17 protein-coding genes are annotated in these 16,750 nt (G+C 61.4%); 6 read left to right on the forward strand and 11 right to left on the reverse strand.

Going from position 1 to position 16,750, the window contains the following annotated elements; translation table 11 throughout:
* Window positions 1-69: 69 nt before the first annotated feature.
* Entirely contained in the window at window positions 70-300 is a 231-nt protein-coding gene (locus ABH944_RS25195; protein ID WP_404610148.1) for a hypothetical protein, read from the reverse strand.
* On the opposite strand from ABH944_RS25195, the gene egtD reads away from it, so the two are divergent.
* Window positions 299-1,279, forward strand: coding sequence for an L-histidine N(alpha)-methyltransferase (gene egtD, locus ABH944_RS25200; protein WP_404610147.1), 981 nt, complete (start codon window positions 299-301; stop codon window positions 1,277-1,279). The genes ABH944_RS25195 and egtD overlap by 2 nt on opposite strands.
* 230 nt (window positions 1,280-1,509) lie before the next feature.
* Here the strand turns inward: egtD and ABH944_RS25205 are convergent, their stop codons facing one another.
* From ABH944_RS25205 to ABH944_RS25225, 5 genes are all read right to left on the reverse strand, one after another.
* Entirely contained in the window at window positions 1,510-1,806 is a 297-nt protein-coding gene (locus ABH944_RS25205) for an acylphosphatase (RefSeq protein ID WP_404610146.1), read from the reverse strand.
* Window positions 1,807-1,996: 190 nt separating this feature from the next.
* On the reverse strand, window positions 1,997-3,190 hold the full coding sequence (locus tag ABH944_RS25210) for a hybrid sensor histidine kinase/response regulator (RefSeq protein ID WP_404610145.1): 1,194 nt from the start codon (window positions 3,188-3,190) through the stop codon (window positions 1,997-1,999).
* 32 nt (window positions 3,191-3,222) lie between these two features.
* On the reverse strand, window positions 3,223-3,831 hold the full coding sequence (locus ABH944_RS25215; protein ID WP_404610144.1) for a chemotaxis protein CheB: 609 nt from the start codon (window positions 3,829-3,831) through the stop codon (window positions 3,223-3,225).
* 2 nt (window positions 3,832-3,833) lie between these two features.
* The gene (locus tag ABH944_RS25220; protein ID WP_404610143.1) at window positions 3,834-4,676 is read right to left on the reverse strand and encodes a CheR family methyltransferase; all 843 of its coding nucleotides are present in this window, start codon (window positions 4,674-4,676) and stop codon (window positions 3,834-3,836) included.
* A 12-nt stretch (window positions 4,677-4,688) separates the two neighbouring features.
* Window positions 4,689-7,841: a response regulator gene (locus tag ABH944_RS25225; RefSeq protein ID WP_404610142.1), complete on the reverse strand. Its 3,153-nt coding sequence runs from the start codon at window positions 7,839-7,841 to the stop codon at window positions 4,689-4,691.
* Between the two features lie 209 nt (window positions 7,842-8,050).
* Here ABH944_RS25225 and hpnA point away from each other — a divergent pair, with 209 nt between their 5' ends.
* Both hpnA and ABH944_RS25235 read left to right on the forward strand, forming a co-directional pair.
* Window positions 8,051-9,061: a hopanoid-associated sugar epimerase gene (gene hpnA, locus ABH944_RS25230; RefSeq protein ID WP_404610141.1), complete on the forward strand. Its 1,011-nt coding sequence runs from the start codon at window positions 8,051-8,053 to the stop codon at window positions 9,059-9,061.
* A gap of 165 nt (window positions 9,062-9,226) precedes the next feature.
* A complete protein-coding gene (locus ABH944_RS25235) occupies window positions 9,227-9,709 on the forward strand; it encodes a hypothetical protein (RefSeq protein ID WP_404610140.1) in 483 nt (160 codons plus the stop codon).
* Between the two features lie 60 nt (window positions 9,710-9,769).
* Here the strand turns inward: ABH944_RS25235 and ABH944_RS25240 are convergent, their stop codons facing one another.
* A complete protein-coding gene (locus tag ABH944_RS25240) occupies window positions 9,770-10,960 on the reverse strand; it encodes a glycosyltransferase (RefSeq protein ID WP_404610139.1) in 1,191 nt (396 codons plus the stop codon).
* Between the two features lie 52 nt (window positions 10,961-11,012).
* Window positions 11,013-11,873 (reverse strand): squalene synthase HpnC, encoded by an 861-nt coding sequence (hpnC, locus tag ABH944_RS25245; RefSeq protein WP_404610180.1) that lies wholly within the window; start codon window positions 11,871-11,873, stop codon window positions 11,013-11,015.
* A 780-nt stretch (window positions 11,874-12,653) separates the two neighbouring features.
* Here hpnC and ispH point away from each other — a divergent pair.
* From ispH to ABH944_RS25260, 3 genes are all read left to right on the forward strand, one after another.
* Window positions 12,654-13,622 carry a 4-hydroxy-3-methylbut-2-enyl diphosphate reductase gene (gene ispH / locus ABH944_RS25250; protein WP_404610138.1) on the forward strand — a complete coding sequence of 323 codons (969 nt, stop codon included), beginning with the start codon at window positions 12,654-12,656 and terminating at the stop codon, window positions 13,620-13,622.
* A 13-nt stretch (window positions 13,623-13,635) separates the two neighbouring features.
* Window positions 13,636-14,790 carry an adenosyl-hopene transferase HpnH gene (gene hpnH, locus ABH944_RS25255; RefSeq protein ID WP_404610137.1) on the forward strand — a complete coding sequence of 385 codons (1,155 nt, stop codon included), beginning with the start codon at window positions 13,636-13,638 and terminating at the stop codon, window positions 14,788-14,790.
* A 191-nt stretch (window positions 14,791-14,981) separates the two neighbouring features.
* Window positions 14,982-15,233: a hypothetical protein gene (locus ABH944_RS25260; RefSeq protein WP_404610136.1), complete on the forward strand. Its 252-nt coding sequence runs from the start codon at window positions 14,982-14,984 to the stop codon at window positions 15,231-15,233.
* A 48-nt stretch (window positions 15,234-15,281) separates the two neighbouring features.
* Here the strand turns inward: ABH944_RS25260 and ABH944_RS25265 are convergent, their stop codons facing one another.
* The 3 genes from ABH944_RS25265 to ABH944_RS25275 all read right to left on the reverse strand — a co-directional run bounded on the left by ABH944_RS25265 (window position 15,282) and on the right by ABH944_RS25275 (window position 16,737).
* On the reverse strand, window positions 15,282-15,677 hold the full coding sequence (locus tag ABH944_RS25265; RefSeq protein ID WP_404610135.1) for a type II toxin-antitoxin system VapC family toxin: 396 nt from the start codon (window positions 15,675-15,677) through the stop codon (window positions 15,282-15,284).
* Window positions 15,674-15,910, reverse strand: coding sequence for a type II toxin-antitoxin system Phd/YefM family antitoxin (locus tag ABH944_RS25270; RefSeq protein ID WP_404610134.1), 237 nt, complete (start codon window positions 15,908-15,910; stop codon window positions 15,674-15,676). The genes ABH944_RS25265 and ABH944_RS25270 overlap by 4 nt, the downstream gene beginning before the upstream one ends.
* Before the next feature lie 200 nt (window positions 15,911-16,110).
* Window positions 16,111-16,737: an MlaC/ttg2D family ABC transporter substrate-binding protein gene (locus ABH944_RS25275; RefSeq protein WP_404610133.1), complete on the reverse strand. Its 627-nt coding sequence runs from the start codon at window positions 16,735-16,737 to the stop codon at window positions 16,111-16,113.
* Window positions 16,738-16,750: the final 13 nt, after the last annotated feature.

The following is a 16,750-nucleotide window of genomic DNA, read 5'->3' on the forward strand; positions in this document are numbered from 1 at the left end:
TGGCCTGTTTTCTTGAATGTCCGCGTGGCGGTCGCTGGACAGCGCATCAAAGGACGCGTTTTGGGCCGTTCAGACACACAACCGCCATGACGATGCATGTCCTTGAACCAGCATATCGAGATGCCGTGCGCGCTTCTTGCTCATCCAGAAGCTTCGCTCCCCGGTCGCGCGATACCGGTCAACACCTTCATCGCCGGAATGTCGATCGACCCATTCTCGCCAGGTGTTTTTCGACGCGTATTTCTCGTCATGGATAACCCGCCGTGCGCGCCGCGCCGCGGCAACATGGAGACGCCTCATGCCTCAAGCCACGACGCAGGCCGCTCAGTCGCAGCGCTTTTCCACCCCGTTTGCCGCAGCCGTTCACGACGGCCTCACGCACGCGCCGCAAAAAGAATTGCCGTCGATGTATTTGTATGACGAAGTCGGCTCCGCCTTGTTCGAGGTGATCACGGCGTTGCCGGAATACGGCGTGACGCGTGCCGAAGAGCGCGTGCTGAATGCACATGCCGCCGATATCGTTGCCGAGTTGCCGCGTAATGTGACCGTTGCCGAACTGGGCAGCGGCAGCGGCCGGAAAACGCGGCGAATCCTGGAGGCGCTGTGCAAGAAGCGGCCAACTGAATACTGTCCAATCGAAATTTCGCCCACGGCATTGCAATTGTGCCGGCGGGAGCTGGGCGATATAGAACGGATTTCGATCGTCGGTTACGAGCGCGATTACCTGGCCGGGCTGGCGGAAGTCAGTGCCAACCGAAAAGAGGGCGAAGTGTTACTCGTCCTGTTTCTTGGCAGCACGATCGGGAATTTTGCACGGCTGGCGGCCACGCGATTTTTGAAGTCGATTCGCGGCATGCTCAAGCCGGGCGACTCGTTGTTGCTCGGGATGGACTTGCTCAAGCCACTGGATACGCTGATTGCCGCGTACGACGATCCCATTGGCGTAACGGCTGCGTTCAACCTGAATCTGCTTGCGCGGATCAATCGCGAACTGGACGCGGACATTCCGCTGGATGCGTTCGAACATCTGGCGCGTTTCAATCCCGATGCCCGCAGCGTGGAGATGCATTTGCGGGCAAAACGTCCGGTACGGGCGACCATTCGCGCAGCGGGGTTGAGCGTGGAATTTCGCCAGGGGGAGACGATCTGGACGGAGAGCAGTCACAAATATCTCGCCGGGGAAGCGGGGCCATTGGCAGCGGACGCGGGGTTCACCTGCTCAAGACAGTGGCTGGACAACGAATGGGGATTTGCCGAAAGTTTGCTGGTAGCGAAGTGATGAGGTTGGTTACCCGCGACGTGGTCGTGAAGTAGAAGTGGTGCCCGGTGCTTGTTTGACGCCCCGGGCATTCAGACTATCGTTTTTCAATTCACGTAGTTCACCTAACGCGCGCTTTGAGTCTGGCTGACGTCCCGGGAGAACGTGGAAAGGGCGAGTCGTAAAAGTCCATGTCAAACTGCAGGGCTTGTCGACCAAATTCGACTCGGGTTTCTCGTCGATCCGCCCGGTCAATGCTGTTCAAACCGCTCAAACCTCTTCTCGATATACCGCTCCTCGCTGACCAGATCCGTGACCCGCGCATGCGGCGGACCTCTGCGCAGCCATTCGAGCATCAGGTCGACCTGGTTCGCCGATCCCTGGATCATCGCTTCAACCGATCCGTCCTCCAGGTTGGCCACCCAGCCGCGAACACCGAGCGCATGCGCCCGGCGCACCGTCGCGTGGCGGAACCCCACTCCTTGCACCAACCCCTTCACGTGCACGTGATACGTCTCTATTCGAGTATCCAGGTCCGGACTCGGCATGTTTGCTTCTCCCGATTATTGCTGATTCGCCGCGTCACCGGATTTGTACCGAAGGCACACCCCGGCTGACGCCATCAGGCCGCATTTTAGACAAGACCAGGAAATCCGGCAGTGTGCATGAGACTACCGCGACCAGGTAGCGCGAAATAAGCACACGAGGTCAAGCAACGACCAACGCACCATTCCGCCGTCACCCAAGCCGGAACGGCTGCGCACCCTCGGCAGTGTCGTCACCCATCCGCCGCGCCACCGCTTCGCGCGGCAACGTCACTTCGAATACCGTCCCGCTCTGCGCGTCGGAGCGGACTTCTACCCTTCCGCCATGCATCCGCACAATCTCGCGCGTGATGTAGAGCCCAAGTCCAAGCCCGCCTGTTTCCTGCTGCGGCCGCCCCGAGCGATACGGCGCGAAAATGGTCGGCAAGACATCGGCGGGAATCTCGCCCGCGTTTTGCACGCTGATCAGAACGTCGTCGGTAGCGTCACCGTTCAGACGCACCTGAATGGCCGAGCCGTCACGCCCGTGAGTCAGCGCGTTGCCGATCAAATTCGAAAACACCTGCGACAACAGATCGCCATCGCCCTGCAACAACGTATCGCCATCGCGGAAAATGAAGATGCGGCCACGACCCACCCGCGCCTCGTATTCTTCAATAATATTCTTCGCCAGCGTCATCAACTCCACCGCCCGCGGCTGCAGCGTCACACGCCCGCCGCGCAGACGCGCGAGATTGAGCAACTGGTCGACCATGCGCACCATCCGCATGCCGCTGCCCTTGATCCGTGTGCCGATATTCGCCACGTTTTCATCCGGGACGAACCGCGCAAGATATTCCGCCGAGGCAATCACCGCCGACAACGGCGTGCGCAGATCGTGGCCGAGCACGGCCATGAGCATTTCGTTGGCGTCGAGGAGTTGCTGGACAGTCGCCAGTTGCGTGGCGAGCTGCTGCTTCTGCTTCTCGATCTGGATGAACACATCCACCTTCGAATTCAGGATCCGCGAGTCGTACGGCTTGTACAGGAAGTCCACCGCGCCCGCCTCATAACCGCGAAACGTGCGCCCGGAGTCCTGCGCGGTCGCGGTCAGGAAGATGATCGGCACATGCGCGGTGCGCCGACTGCCGCGCATCAGTTCAGCCAGTTCGAAGCCGTCCATGCCGGGCATGTTGACATCGAGAATGGCGAGCGCGACCTCGTGCTTGAGCAACAGTTCGAGCGCGGCCGGCCCCGAACCGGCAGCGAGCACCGATATGTCCGGCCGCGCCAGCGACGCTTCCAGCGCGGTGATGTTGTTCTGCACATCGTCAACGATCAGGACGTAAATGGGCGGCCTGAGCGGCTGCGGGAGCGGCTGCCTGAGAGGTTGCCTGATGTGTTCCATTAGCGGAGTTCCATTAGCGTGTCGGCTCTGAGTCATCCATGTTCGCGGCGCGTGCCCACACCCATGCGCGCCAAGCGCGCGGCCATGACATCGAGCGTGAGAATCTCGGGCGCGCCGCCGCGCGCGATGGCGCCGAGCGGCATCGCGTCGGCGACTGCGGTATGCGGGTCCTGCACCCAGCAGCGCCCGCCTGCCCGCGAGATCGCGACCAGGCCGCGTGCGCCGTCGTCGTTCGCACCGGACAGCACGACGCCGAGCAGCGTATCGGCAAAACACAGCGCCGCCGATTCAAACAGCACATCCACCGATGGCCGCGAGAACCGCACAGGCGGATCGACGGAAAGGGAGATCGTGCAGTCCGGCTCGACCAGCATGTGATAACCCGGCGGTGCAACATAGATCGTGCCGCCCGCGATCTCGTCCTTGTCGTCGGGCTCGACGACCGGTAACCGGCAACGCGCGGAAAACAACGCGGGCAGCAAGCTGGGCGGCTCGCTCCTGACATGCACGACCACCAGCACGGCAGGGCGGAAATTGGGCGGCAGCGCGGGCAAAACGTGGTTCAACGCTTCGATGCCCCCCGCCGATGCCCCGATCACGATGGCTTCGATTGCGTCCAGGGAATCTGTCGACGATGTCATCGCTAGACCTTTTGATACAAACGTTCGCGCGCGTCGAAATCGGCGAAACCGCCCGCGTGTTTTGAAAACCGCAGGCTCTCTTTACTACCGAGCCCGAGGAATCCGCGCCGCACCAGCGAATCGCTGAACAGACCCAGCGCGCGATCCTGCAGCGCCCGGTCGAAATAGATCAGCACGTTGCGGCACGACACCAGATGCGCTTCGAGAAACACGCTGTCGGTCGCGAGGCTGTGATCAGCGAACACCACGCGCGACTTGAGTGTTTGCGAAAATTTCGCCGCGCCATAAGCCGCATGGTAGTAGTCGGAGAGCGAACGTTTGCCTCCCGCCGCCAGATAATTCTGGCTGAAACTGGCGAGCCGATCCAGCGGATAAATGCCGCTCTCGGCCTGGCGCAACGCGTCGGCGTTGATATCGGTAGCGTACAAAACCGTCCGGTCCGCAATGTTCTCCTCAGCGAACAGAATGGCGAGCGACCACAGTTCTTCGCCGCTGCTGCACCCTGCCACCCACACCTTGATGGACGGATACGTCTGCAGGATCGGCACGACCTGCTCGCGGATAGCGCGGAAATACAGCGGGTCGCGGAACATCTCGCTGACCTGCACCGTCAGGTACTGGAACAGGCGCGAGAACAGCGTGGCGTCGCGCAGAATACGTTCCTGCAACTGCGACAGCGTCGTAAAACCCAGGTCGTGCAGCGCCTGCGTCAGGCGCCGCCGCAGCGAACTCACCGAGTAATGGCGGAAGTCGTGCTGATACTTCAGGTACACGGCTTCGAGCAACAGCTTCAACTCGATGTCGAAAATCGCCTCTTCCGTGTTCTTCAGGTTTCGATGCGGCATGGCAGATCCTGGCTACCGTTGGCGCAACCAGACCCGACACAGCGACACCAGCTTGTCGACATCGATCGGCTTCGAAATATAGTCGTCCGCGCCGGCTTCCAGGCACTTCTGGCGATCACTCGCCATGGCTTTCGCGGTCAGCGCGATGATCGGCAGCCGCGCATGGTCGGCGTTCCTGCGAATCTCGGTCATGGCGGCGAACCCGTCCATTTCCGGCATCATGATGTCCATCAGCACGAGATCGATCTCCGGATGGCGAGCGAGCGAGTCCAGCGCCTCGCGGCCATTGCGCGCGATTTCCAGCTTCGCCCCCAGCGGCTCGATCACATGCGACAGCGCGAAGATATTGCGGACGTCGTCTTCGGCCAGCAGGATGGTGCGTCCCTCGAACACGTCGTCACGCTGGCGCGCCGCACGCAGCATGCGCTGCTGCTCGGGCGGCAACGCGCTCTCCACGCTGTGCAGGAACAACGTCACTTCGTCCACCAGCCGTTCCGGCGACTTCGCTCCCTTGATGATGATGGACTTGGAATAGCGGCGCAGGCGCTGCTCCTCATCCGGCGACAACACGCGCCCCGTGTACACGATCACCGGCGGCGACGCATGTTCCTGCGCCGTCGATACCCGTTCCAGCAAGTCATACCCCGAGCCGTCCGGCAAGGCGAGGTCCATCACGATGCAGTCGAAGGTCGCACGATTTATCTGCTCCAGCGCTTCTGCAATCGTCCCCGCTTCCACGATCTCGACCGTTTCGCTTTTCAGCAATGCATGGATGCTCTGGCGCAGCGCGGGGTCGTCCTCGACCACCAGCACGCGCCGCATGCCTTGCGCCGAGCGCGCTTCGAGCTTGCGGATCGCGCCCGCCAGCGTGTCGCGTGCGCTCGGCTTGAGCGTGTAGCCGATCGCGCCGAGATGCAGCGCGACGTCGGCATGATCCGTCGACGAGACGATGTGAATCGGAATGTGGCGCGTGAGCGGATCGTGCTTGAGCCATTCGAGCACGGTCAGGCCCGACTGGTCGGGCAAACCGACGTCGAGCAGGATGCCGTTCGGCTGAAGGTCGCGGGCCAGTTCCACACCCTGGCTTGCGGTGGTCGCGTGCACGAAGTCGAATTCGAGTTCATGCGCGAGGTCGTGCAGGATGTGCGCGAAACGCAAGTCGTCTTCAATCGCGAGGATCACGCGGTCCGGGCGCCTGCGGTTGGCGCGGTCATCGGGAATAGGCTGCGGCGCCGGGTAGTTCGGATTCGGCGCGCGCCAGGACGACGGCTCGAGAGAAGAAGAAGCCGACGCCATTGCTGCGAGATGCGCGGGCGCGTGGCTCTGCACGAGGGGGGCGATTCCCGGGGACGTGTCCGCCACCGCGGTCTCTGGTTCGCTCATATGCCCGATCACATCGAGTTTCGCAGTGACGGTGCCCTCTCGAACGGCCAGCGGCAGCGTGACCGAAAACACACTGCCCTTGCCCGGCTCGCTCGCCACGCTGACCGAGCCGCCCAGCAACCGCGAGAACTCCCGCGATATCGACAAACCCAGGCCGCTGCCGCCGTACTTGCGGCTGGTCGTGCCATCGGCTTGCTGGAAGGCCTGGAAAATAAGGTCCTGCTTGTCGCGCGGAATGCCTATGCCGGTGTCGCGCACATCGAAGCGCAACGCGTTTTCGTCGTTGTCTGCCTTGTGCACTGAAACCGTCACCTGACCCCGCTCGGTGAACTTGAACGCGTTCGACAACAAGTTGCGCAGGATCTGCTGGAGGCGCTGGTTATCGGTGACGAAATACTCCTGCACGCCTTCCGCGCGTTCGGTCACGAGCTTCAGGCGTTTCGAGTCGGCTATTGGCGCGAAGGATTGCCGCAATGACTGCAAGATGCCGTCGATGGCAACCGGCGCGAACTGCACGTCCATCTGCCCTGCCTCCACCTTCGACAGATCCAGGATGTCGTTGATCAAAGACAGCAGGTCGCTGTTCGACGAATGAATGGTCGCGGCGTAACGCACCTGTTCGTCCGAGAGATTGCCGTGCTTGTTGTCCTGCAAAAGCTTCGCGAGGATCAGTGAACTGTTCAGCGGCGTGCGCAACTCGTGCGACATGTTCGCGAGGAATTCGGACTTGTACTGGCTTGCCCGCTCCAGCGCGAGCGCGTTCGCTTCCAGCGCCTTTTGCGCGCGCACCAGTTCCACTTTCTGCCGCTCGAGGTGCTGCGTGTATTCCTCGAGATGCACGTTGGTCTGCTCGAGCTCAGCCTGCTGCGTTTCAAGCCGCGCCTGCGTCTCCATCAACACCCGGCCGCGCTCCTCGAGCTCTTCATTCGATACCCGCAGCTCTTCCTGCTGAACCTGCAACTCCTCGCTCTGGCGCTGCGTTTCCTCCAGCAGCTCGACCATCCGCGAGCGATACTGCGCCGAACGCAGCGCCATGCCCATGGTCTCGGCGGCGTCTGCGAGCAAGTCGCGGGCGTCGTCCACCGCGCTCTCATCGCCGATAAAACCCACTTCCAGCACGCCGGTCACTTCGCCATCCGCCATCATGGGCGCGACCACGCAATGGCTCGCAGGCGCCGATGCCAGCGCCGAGCCCACGGTCAGGAAATCCGCGCCCGCGCCCCTGACCTCGATCAAGCGCTTCTCGTCGAGCACCTGCCCGAGCAGCCCCTCGCCCCGCGCGATCCGTTGCGGCACCGCGCTTTCAGCGGGCAGCGCCCACGCGGCAACGCGCTCGAGCGTGTCGCCTTCACGGCTGTACAGCACGGCGACATGCGCGCCCACATACGGCACGAGCGAGCGGAGGATGCCATTGCCGATCGCCGCGGGATCGAGATCCCCGCGCATCTGCAAACCGATCTGGACTTCTCCCTGCTTGAGCCATGCGCTGCGTTGCAGGTTCAGCCGGGTTTTGATATAGAGATGCCCCACGCCTGCCAGCACGAACATCACGATCACGCCGATCACGCGGTTGAGCTGAAGCACGATCGGGCCGGCAAGCGCGTCGGCGTTCGAGAGGAGATAACCCGCGAACGTCAGCACGGAGGCCGCGCCCGCAGCGATGAACGGCATGCTGGGCCGGTCGACCCACATGCAGAGCGCGACCGGCAGTACGTAGAACACCCAGATGGCGACGCGCAGCGGCGTGAGCCAGTCGACCGCAAACACGATCAGGAGCAACATCGCGATCGCGAAGGTCAGCCACGCGGATCGATTTCGACTGTCTATGAACATTGGCTGAAGACTTTTGTTTAAATTTTGGGTCGGGCGGACTTAAGCCGCACCGGACCATAGCACGAGCCGCCAACCCTTGTCACATATGGGTTGGCGGCTGATCGACACGCTTCGGAAGACGCGCAACTGTTACCTTTGCAAGACAAAAAGAGGCAAAAATGACTGACCCGTTAAGTGGGCGCGTGCTCGTCACCGGCGCATCCGGATTCGTCGGATCGGCGGTGGCGCGCATCGCGCGGGAGCGCGGTTTTGACGTTCGCGTAGTCATACGCAAGACTAGTTCCCGGCAGAACCTCGAAGGTCTCGACGCCGAAGTCGTGATCGGCGACATGCGCGACGAGGCCTCCATGCGCGCCGCCATGAAAGACGTGCGCTACCTGCTGCATGTCGCGGCCGACTACCGCATCTGGGCGCGGGACCCGGGCGAGATCGAGCGCGCGAACCTGGAAGGCACCGAGGCCACCATGCGCGCGGCGCTGGCCGAAGGGGTCGAACGGATCGTGTACACGAGCAGCGTGGCGACGCTGAAGGTAAGTCCGGCGGGTGAGATCGTCGATGAAACGAAGCCTGCGCAGGCCCACCAGACCATTGGCACATACAAGCGCAGCAAGGTGCTGGCGGAGCGTGCGGTCGAGCGCATGGTTGCGAATGACGGCTTGCCGGCGGTGATCGTGAATCCGTCCACGCCGATCGGTCCGCGCGACGTCAAGCCGACGCCGACCGGACGGATCATCGTGGAAGCGGCGACGGGCAAGATCCCCGCTTTCGTCGATACCGGCCTGAACCTCGTGCATGTGGACGACGTGGCGAACGGCCACTTCCTCGCGCTTGAGCGCGGGGTGATCGGTGAGCGCTATATTCTCGGCGGCGAAAACCTGTCGCTGCAGCAAATGCTCGCGGACATCGCCGGACTCGCCGGACGCAAGCCGCCGACCATCAAGCTGCCGCGCGGCCCGCTGTATCCGCTCGCGATCGGCGCGGAGCTTTACGCCAAGTTCAGCGGCAAGGAACCGTTTGTTACCGTCGATGGCTTGAGGATGTCGAAGAACAAGATGTACTTCACGTCAGCAAAAGCGGAGCGGGAACTGGGGTACAAGGCGCGGCCATACGGCGAGGGCCTGAGCCACGCGCTGGACTGGTTTCGCGCGAACGGCTACCTGAAACGATGAAGCACGATGAAGCGATGAACCGATGACTCGCGGCCTGCGTTGCCTGTTGTTTTGATGGCATGTTTATCGCCCTACACGCATTTTGTTACAACGTGTGGCGACGTTGCGCGGTACGCAGCAGTTAAAATCGCAGGCTCGATGCAAGGCTAGCAAGGCAAACAACGCATGAACTTAACCGACCAGCTCGGCGCGCTGGAATCAAGCCTCAATGAGTTGATTCTGGCCGCCGCTTCCATTCCAGCTTCTACCGAATCTTCCGCTGCTTCTGTTGCTGACTCTGCCGTTGAACCGGCAACGACGGCTGCTGAGCCCGTCGTCGAAGAGAAACCCACGCTGAACGTCTCACGCCCTGAAAAGAACTTGATCGCGATGACGATTGGCGGGGTATCGGTGGCGTTGAGCCCCGAGGGGGTATCGGAGTTGATCGAGGAGTTGTCCAACGCACGCGCTTCGATGGACGCCGAACAGCCGGGCGGCCTGCCACCCGGCTGGCGCTTTGTCGCCACGAAGAACCCGGTGATGGCCACGCAGCGTTATGCGAACGGTGACCGTTTGCTGGTGTTGCGCCACACCGGACACGGCTGGGTGCCGTTCCAGTTCTCACCCGACATGGTGATCGAGATGTACGCGATGCTCACAAAACGGTGAGCTGAACCGAGCGAGCGCGATCGGCTACAGACTCTTCATCCGCGCCCGGCTCGCCTCAGGTCAAGGCGCCTGCACTCGCGCCTTCCATTGCCCGCCCTTGCCGCGCCAGAACCGTATGGCTGAGCCAACCGTCGCGCTGACATAAAACAGCGCGATGACCGGCAATAGCGGCGCCCAGAGAATGGAGCGGCGGTAGTAACGCAGCATGGGTGCATACGCGCAACACATCGCGATCCACGCGAGCCATGCCGGCCAGCCCTTTGCACCCAGCGTCAACGCAACCACGGGCGGCGCGAGATAAATCACGCACATCGCCAGTACTGTCCCGACCAGCAGCACCGCTGAATAACGCAACTGCGTGAACGCTGTGCGCGCGATCATGTTCCAGATTTCGCGCCAGTCGTCATAGGGCCGCAGCGATTCGCTGTCGGCGGCAAGATCCAGACGGATCGGCCGTGCTGCGTTCGCGCCGTTACGAAACTTGATCCGGGAAGCAAGGCTGCAATCGTCGATCAGTTCGCCACGAATGGATTCAATTCCACCCGCCTCCACCAGCGCCGCGCGCCGCACCATCATGCAACCGCCCGCAGCGGCCGCCGTGCGGTTGCTCGCGCTGTTGACCCAAGCGAACGGGTACAACTTCGCGAAGAAAAACACGAACGCGGGAATCAACGCCTTTTCCCATGAGGAATCGCTGCGCAAGCGCACCATCAGCGAGACGAGGTCGCAATCTTCCAGGATCGCGCGCGCGACGAGTTGCGAGGCCGCGTCGGCGGGATGACGGATATCGGCGTCGGTCAGCAGCAGGTAATCGGCCGGAAAACCCAGCCCATCGATAGCCGCAATGCCTTGCGACTGCGCCCACACCTTGCCGGACCAGCCCGGCGGCAAGGGCGCGGCCGTCAACACGGTCAGGCGGTCTTCAAAACCGCCGTCGCGTGCGGCGGCCTGCGCAGCGTCGGCGGTGCCGTCGGTACTGTGGTCGTCGACGACGATCAGATGGAACGAACCCGCGTAATCCTGCGCGAGCAGCGACGTCACCGCGCGGCCGATCACATCGGCTTCATTACGCGCCGGCACGACCGCGACGACCGCCGGCCACGCGCCGCGACGTGCAATCTCCGCCTGGCCAACGGCGTGGACGGTACTCTCGCTGAGACGTTCGAGGGCTTGCGCGCGCCAGAAACCACCGCGGCCGAACAGCAGGACAAGCCAGATAAGGAGGGACAACCAGGCAATCAGGAGCATCATCAATTCGGGTTAGGCAGATTCAACATCAACAGGGCGGCACAACGAGGTCAGGTCAGCTTTCGACCGAGCGCAACTGCACACCCACCCGGCCGCGCAACCGCATAGCGAGCGACCGCGCGCCGATCACCACCCAGTCCGGGCCTTTCAGCACCGGGCGCTTGCGGAACACGTCATAGTCGGCCTGTTCGATCTTTTCGAGGATGCGCAACCCGCCATGCACGACGCTGCACAGTTCCAGCCCGAAGCGGCCCGGCATGCGCACGGCAAGCGGCGCGCCGCCCACGATCATCGCGCGTGCGTGGTCGACTTCATGGCGCATCAGTGCGCGCCAGGCGTCGTCGCAGATCTGCTCGTCGATATGCCGTTCAGTCACCCCGAAACGCTCGAGGTCGGATAAAGGCAGGTAAATGCGGCTCTTCTTCCAGTCGATACCCACGTCCTGCCAGAAGTTGATGAGCTGCAACGCAGTGCAGATCGCGTCGGAATCGGCGAGGTTTTCGGGCGTGCCGGCGTCGAAGAGATGCAGCATCAGCCGCCCGACCGGATTCGCCGAGCGCCGGCAATAGTCCATCAGCGCAGACCAGTCGGCGTAACGCGTGGTGTCGATATCCTGATCGAACGCCGAGACGAGATCGTAGAAGGGCCCGAGCGGTAACCCGTATTGCGCGACGGTGCCGGCAAGCTTCTCGAACAGCATGGGATGAACCGGCGCCGGCTCGCCGGCCGCGACCGCGTCCAGCCCGGCGCGGAAATCGGCGAGACGGGCGTGGCGTTCGGCCGCTTCAAAGACACCTTCATCGGCAATGTCGTCCGCTGTGCGCGCGACGTGATAAATCACGCCGACCGGCGCACGCAGCCGTTTCGGCAGCAAAACGCTGGCTACCGGAAAATTTTCGTAGTGATCGACTTCCATGACACGGTCCAGGTATTCGACACGGCGCGGGGATGCCTGAATGGACATCGACACACGCAGGTCGTACGTGCAGGGTCGCTGACGCGTGACAACATTCTGCTCACACAGCGGCGAAAATGTTGGATAGGCGCAACGACTCTGCACGGTATAAATTCTTGTCGTGCGCTGCCCGAAAACCGGTTGGAGAAGGGTCCAAACGCGAACCCCAAGCGAATCCGGTGCGCTCATGCCACCGCTCATGCGACTTCTGTGGCACCCGCCCCAACCCGGGTCTGGCTTTGCTTTCGCTTCAGCTTCCGTATGATCCTGCTGCCAGGACCCATGCTTCGACTGCCACAGATCCCCGGCGTTCTGGCTGCGCGCCGCTTATCCGGGGCGTCTGGGTGTTTCGTCGGGCCTTTCGCGGTGCCTTTAGCCGTGCCCGCAGCGCCGGCCCGGCCACTCCCCCGGGCGTGTTACAGCAGCTCAAAAGCCGCTTCAAAAGCCGCTTTGCGGGAAACGCGGGGAGTCGCTAGTTTACCGGCTTCCGCGTCCGCGCAGTAATTCAACCCTGTCGATAGAAACGGAAACACCCTCTTACAAGCACCCAAAAACTGAACGAGTTAGAATACGCGGTCAACTTCGGCCTTAAAGTTGAAACGAATGGCCCGTTTCCAGCCACTTGTTTCCGAAAGCTTTTTCCGGGAAGCTTTAATTTTGCTTACAACAAATCAACCGGATTTGATCGAAGCCTATAGCCGGTTCCATTCGAAACCCGCGCCAGTCGGAGTTCGCCCGAATATGCGTATTATCCTTGCTCAACCCCGCGGCTTTTGTGCGGGCGTGGTCCGCGCGATCGAGATTGTCGATCGTGCTCTTGAACGACATGGCGCGCCGGTCTACGTGCGCCATGAAATCGTTCACAACCGGCACGTCGTCGACAATCTGCGTAGCAAGGGCGCGCGTTTCGTCGAAGAACTGGACGAAGTGCCGCACGGCGCCGTCGCTATTTTCAGCGCGCATGGCGTGGCGCGAACGGTGGAAGCCGACGCGGAAGCGCGCGGCCTGGACGTGCTGGACGCCACCTGTCCGCTGGTGACAAAAGTCCACGTACAAGGACGGCAATATGTCGCGCAAGGCCGCACGCTGATCCTGATCGGCCATGCAGGGCATCCGGAGGTGGAAGGAACCATCGGCCAGATTCCCGGCACGGTGGTGCTCGTGCAAAGCGAAGCTGAAGTGGCAACGCTTGCTCTGCCCGTCGACGCCCCGGTCGCGTATGTCACGCAGACCACGTTGTCGGTGGACGACACGCGCGACATCATCGACGCATTGCATCGCCGTTTTACGGACATCGTCGGCCCGGACACGCGGGATATTTGCTACGCCACGCAAAACCGCCAGGCGGCGGTGCGCGAGTTGAGCACGCAGGTTGACGTTTTACTGGTGGTTGGCGCCACGAACAGTTCCAACTCGAATCGTCTGTGCGAGATCGGCGCCGAAACCGGCGTGCCGAGCTACCTCGTGGCGGACGGCTCGGAATTGAAAGCCGACTGGTTTGCGAATGCGCAGACTGTCGGGATTACGGCCGGTGCATCCGCGCCGGAAGAAATGGTCAAGCACGTTATTAATGCACTGCGCGCGCTGGGTCCCGTTGAAGTCACGACGATGTCCGGCCGCGAAGAAAAAGTTGAATTCAAACTCCCCGCGAAGCTGACGAAGCCGCTGGCTGCGGCAACGGCTTCCGCCGGCGCCCTTCGCGAAGATTAAGGAGCACACGCAATTGTCTATTCCAATGCTGCAAAAGGTCCGGGTTGGCGCTTACATCGCGCGCCAGCATTTCATGCGCAACAAGCGCTATCCGCTCGCGCTGATGCTCGAGCCGCTGTTCCGCTGCAACCTGGCGTGTAACGGCTGCGGCAAGATCGATTATCCGGACCCCATCCTGAACCAGCGCATCTCGATGGAAGACTGCCTCGCGGCCGTCGACGAATGCGGTGCACCCGTGGTCTCCATCGCCGGCGGCGAGCCGCTGCTGCACAAGGAAATGCCCCAGATCGTGAAGGGCATCATCGCGCGCAAGAAGTTCGTTTATCTCTGCACGAACGCGCTGCTGATGGAAAAGAAGATGGACGACTACCAGCCGAATCCGTACTTCGTCTGGTCGGTTCACCTCGATGGCGACAAGCAGGCGCATGACCATTCGGTTTCGCAAGACGGCGTGTATGACAAGGCTGTCGCGGCCATCAAGGAAGCAAAGCGCCGTGGTTTCCGCGTGAACATCAACTGCACGCTGTTCAACGACGCAGATCCGGAACGGGTAGCGAATTTCTTCGACACGCTCGGACCCATGGGCGTGGACGGCATCACGGTGTCGCCGGGTTATGCGTACGAGCGTGCGCCGGACCAGCAGCACTTCCTGAACCGCGAGAAGACGAAGACGCTGTTCCGCGACATCTTCAAACGCGGCGATAACGGCAAGCGCTGGTCGTTCAGCCAGTCGAGCCTGTTCCTCGACTTCCTGGCCGGCAACCAGACCTACGAATGCACGCCTTGGGGCAACCCCGCGCGTACGGTGTTCGGCTGGCAACGTCCGTGCTATCTGCTCGGTGAAGGTTATGTGAAGACCTTCAAGGAATTGATGGAAACCACCGAGTGGGACAAGTACGGCACGGGCAAGTACGAGAAATGCGCGGACTGCATGGTGCATTGCGGCTTCGAAGCCACCGCCGTGATGGACACGGTTGCGCATCCGCTGAAGGCGGCACGCGTCGCCTTGCGCGGTCCGCGTACCGAAGGTGCTTACGCGAAAGACCTGCCGGTCGACAATCAACGCCCGGCGGAATTCGTGTTCTCGAAGCACGTCGAGATCAAGCTGGAGGAAATTGGCCGCGCGAAGAACAACAAGGGCGGCAAGCAAACGACGATTGCGGCTTGAGTTTGAGCACGTGAGCTTGGGCGAGTGGTCACTCGAGCTCACTGCACGCCGCAAAAGGAACAAACAGAACGAAAGGAACGGGTGGATAAGGTCGCGACGAGCGGCGTTATCCACCCGTTTTGTATTTCGGGATGCGTAGGTGGCGTACCCGTGTAGCATCGCGGGTTTTCAAAGCAAACAAGCAGGAAGCAATGGCTGAATTCAGCGTAATGATCAATCTCGGCAAAGCCGATCTGGACGACTACTCCCTCCTGGCGAAGATGCTGCAGAAGACCGGCTTCAGCGAGACGAAAGCCGCGCAGGTGGCATCGGACTATCGGCTGTTGCCCGCTTCGTTCAAATACTCCAGCGAGAACGAGAACCTGACCGCAGTGCGGGAGAAAGCGTTGAAGTCGGCGAAGAGCGTTTCTTCGACGGCAATGGTGCTTGTGTCGGAATGCTGAGGCGGGAGTGAATGCGCGGGGGTGGAGCCTCCCCGCCCACAATCTGACTCACCAGATTGTCTTGACGTGGGCGTAGGCCCTGATCTTGAGATCCTTCGTTACGAGTGGCGCAGCAAACTTGCGCGCCGTCGCTACAATCAACCGGTCTACTGGGTCTTTGTGGAACTCGCCAGGCAGTTGAACGGATTTCAGCGAAATATCGACGTCGACAGGGGTGAATTTCACGCCGGGTATCTGCTGCACGGTCGCAAGCCAGTTTTCCACGTCCATTGAGAACACGATAGTTTCACGCTCTACGAGCATGGCGATTTCCCACGCAGAGATCGCCGAAACAATGATTTCACCCCCTGCTCGTTCACGTTCGATTGCAGTCTTGGCCTTTTTGCTCAGCGCGACATCGTTGGTTACCCACCAGATCAGCGTATGAGTATCCAGAACGATCACCGCGCGGCCTCCCAATCGTCTTCCCCGACAGGGTCCGTCGGATTGTCATAACGCAACAGCGAGCCACGCAGAAGATCCAGCGGGTCCCGCGCATCAGCACGATACGGCCGTAACTCCAGCGTTGGCCGGCCATGGTCGGTCACGATCAAACTCTCCCCTGACGACTCAACCTGCCGAAAGAACTCAAGCGCTTTCGCCTTGAACTCAGATTTCGATACTTGCCGATTTGGCATTTTGTGCCCCTGGTCATATGTCTATGGTCATTTTAGTGGATGTAGGGATATTTTGTAAATGGATAGCCGTTGACAAGTGCCACGTAAAAAAAGGCGCATCCGGCTCGCCGCCGGATGCGCCTTTTGGTTCTGCTGTTAGATGACGTCTCGGGGTTATTCCATGCTTTATGAGCAAATCCCGCCGTCAACCCCGCTGAAAGTCACTCCGCCGTCCGCTCGTTGTGTGCGGTCAGGAACTTGATCAGACCGTCTACGCCGCCCTTCGACAACTGACCTGCGAACTGCGCCTGGTACACCTGGATCAGCCACGCGCCCATCATGTCGATGTCATAAATCTTCCAGCCGTCAGGCGTCTTTTCCAGGCGATAACGCACCGGGTTGTCGCCACCGGTCGAGTACACGTGCGACTGCACGACGGCGTCTTTCCCGCCGGCGTCGAGCGTCGGGGCATCGAATTTGAACTTGACGTCTTCATCGCGTAGTTGCGACAGCGACGACGTGTAGGTGCGCACCAGCAGCGTCTGGAATTGCTCATAGAGCGCCTTTTGCTGGTCGGGAGTGGCGGTGCTCCACGCCTTGCCGACGGCGATCCGCGTGGTGCGCTGGAAATCGGTTGCCGGCACGAAACGCGTCTGCACCAATTGCGCGATCTTGGCCATGTCGCCGCCACGCGCGGCTGGATCAGCCTTCATTGCGTTGACAGTGCCTTCCACAGCGCTTTTAACCACAGCATCGGGGCTCGTCTGCGCAAACGACGTGCTGGAAAATAGCGCCGCCGAGAAAGTCAGGGCGAGCAGAACAACACGAAAAGGCAAATAGCGTTTCATACGACCGTTATCA

The sequence above is a fragment of the Caballeronia udeis genome, assembly GCF_044909315.1.
GTDB classification, from domain to species: domain Bacteria; phylum Pseudomonadota; class Gammaproteobacteria; order Burkholderiales; family Burkholderiaceae; genus Caballeronia; species Caballeronia udeis_A.

Bases quoted from the DNA above. Each gene is read 5' to 3' on its own strand.
- ispH (WP_404610138.1), top strand. From the start codon at position 12,654: ATGCGTATTATCCTTGCTCAACCCCGCGGCTTTTGTGCGGGCGTGGTC.
- ABH944_RS25195 (WP_404610148.1), bottom strand. From the start codon at position 300: ATGAGGCGTCTCCATGTTGCCGCGGCGCGGCGCGCACGGCGGGTTATC.
- ABH944_RS25275 (WP_404610133.1), bottom strand. From the start codon at position 16,737: ATGAAACGCTATTTGCCTTTTCGTGTTGTTCTGCTCGCCCTGACTTTC.
- ABH944_RS25225 (WP_404610142.1), bottom strand. From the start codon at position 7,841: ATGTTGCTCCTGATCGTGTTTGCGGTCGACTGGCTCACGCCGCTGCGC.
- hpnA (WP_404610141.1), top strand. From the start codon at position 8,051: ATGACTGACCCGTTAAGTGGGCGCGTGCTCGTCACCGGCGCATCCGGA.
- ABH944_RS25215 (WP_404610144.1), bottom strand. From the start codon at position 3,831: ATGACATCGTCGACAGATTCCCTGGACGCAATCGAAGCCATCGTGATC.
- ABH944_RS25270 (WP_404610134.1), bottom strand. From the start codon at position 15,910: ATGCCAAATCGGCAAGTATCGAAATCTGAGTTCAAGGCGAAAGCGCTT.
- ABH944_RS25210 (WP_404610145.1), bottom strand. From the start codon at position 3,190: ATGGAACACATCAGGCAACCTCTCAGGCAGCCGCTCCCGCAGCCGCTC.
- egtD (WP_404610147.1), top strand. From the start codon at position 299: ATGCCTCAAGCCACGACGCAGGCCGCTCAGTCGCAGCGCTTTTCCACC.
- ABH944_RS25240 (WP_404610139.1), bottom strand. From the start codon at position 10,960: ATGATGCTCCTGATTGCCTGGTTGTCCCTCCTTATCTGGCTTGTCCTG.
- ABH944_RS25235 (WP_404610140.1), top strand. From the start codon at position 9,227: ATGAACTTAACCGACCAGCTCGGCGCGCTGGAATCAAGCCTCAATGAG.
- ABH944_RS25205 (WP_404610146.1), bottom strand. From the start codon at position 1,806: ATGCCGAGTCCGGACCTGGATACTCGAATAGAGACGTATCACGTGCAC.
- hpnC (WP_404610180.1), bottom strand. From the start codon at position 11,873: ATGGAAGTCGATCACTACGAAAATTTTCCGGTAGCCAGCGTTTTGCTG.
- ABH944_RS25220 (WP_404610143.1), bottom strand. From the start codon at position 4,676: ATGCCGCATCGAAACCTGAAGAACACGGAAGAGGCGATTTTCGACATC.
- ABH944_RS25260 (WP_404610136.1), top strand. From the start codon at position 14,982: ATGGCTGAATTCAGCGTAATGATCAATCTCGGCAAAGCCGATCTGGAC.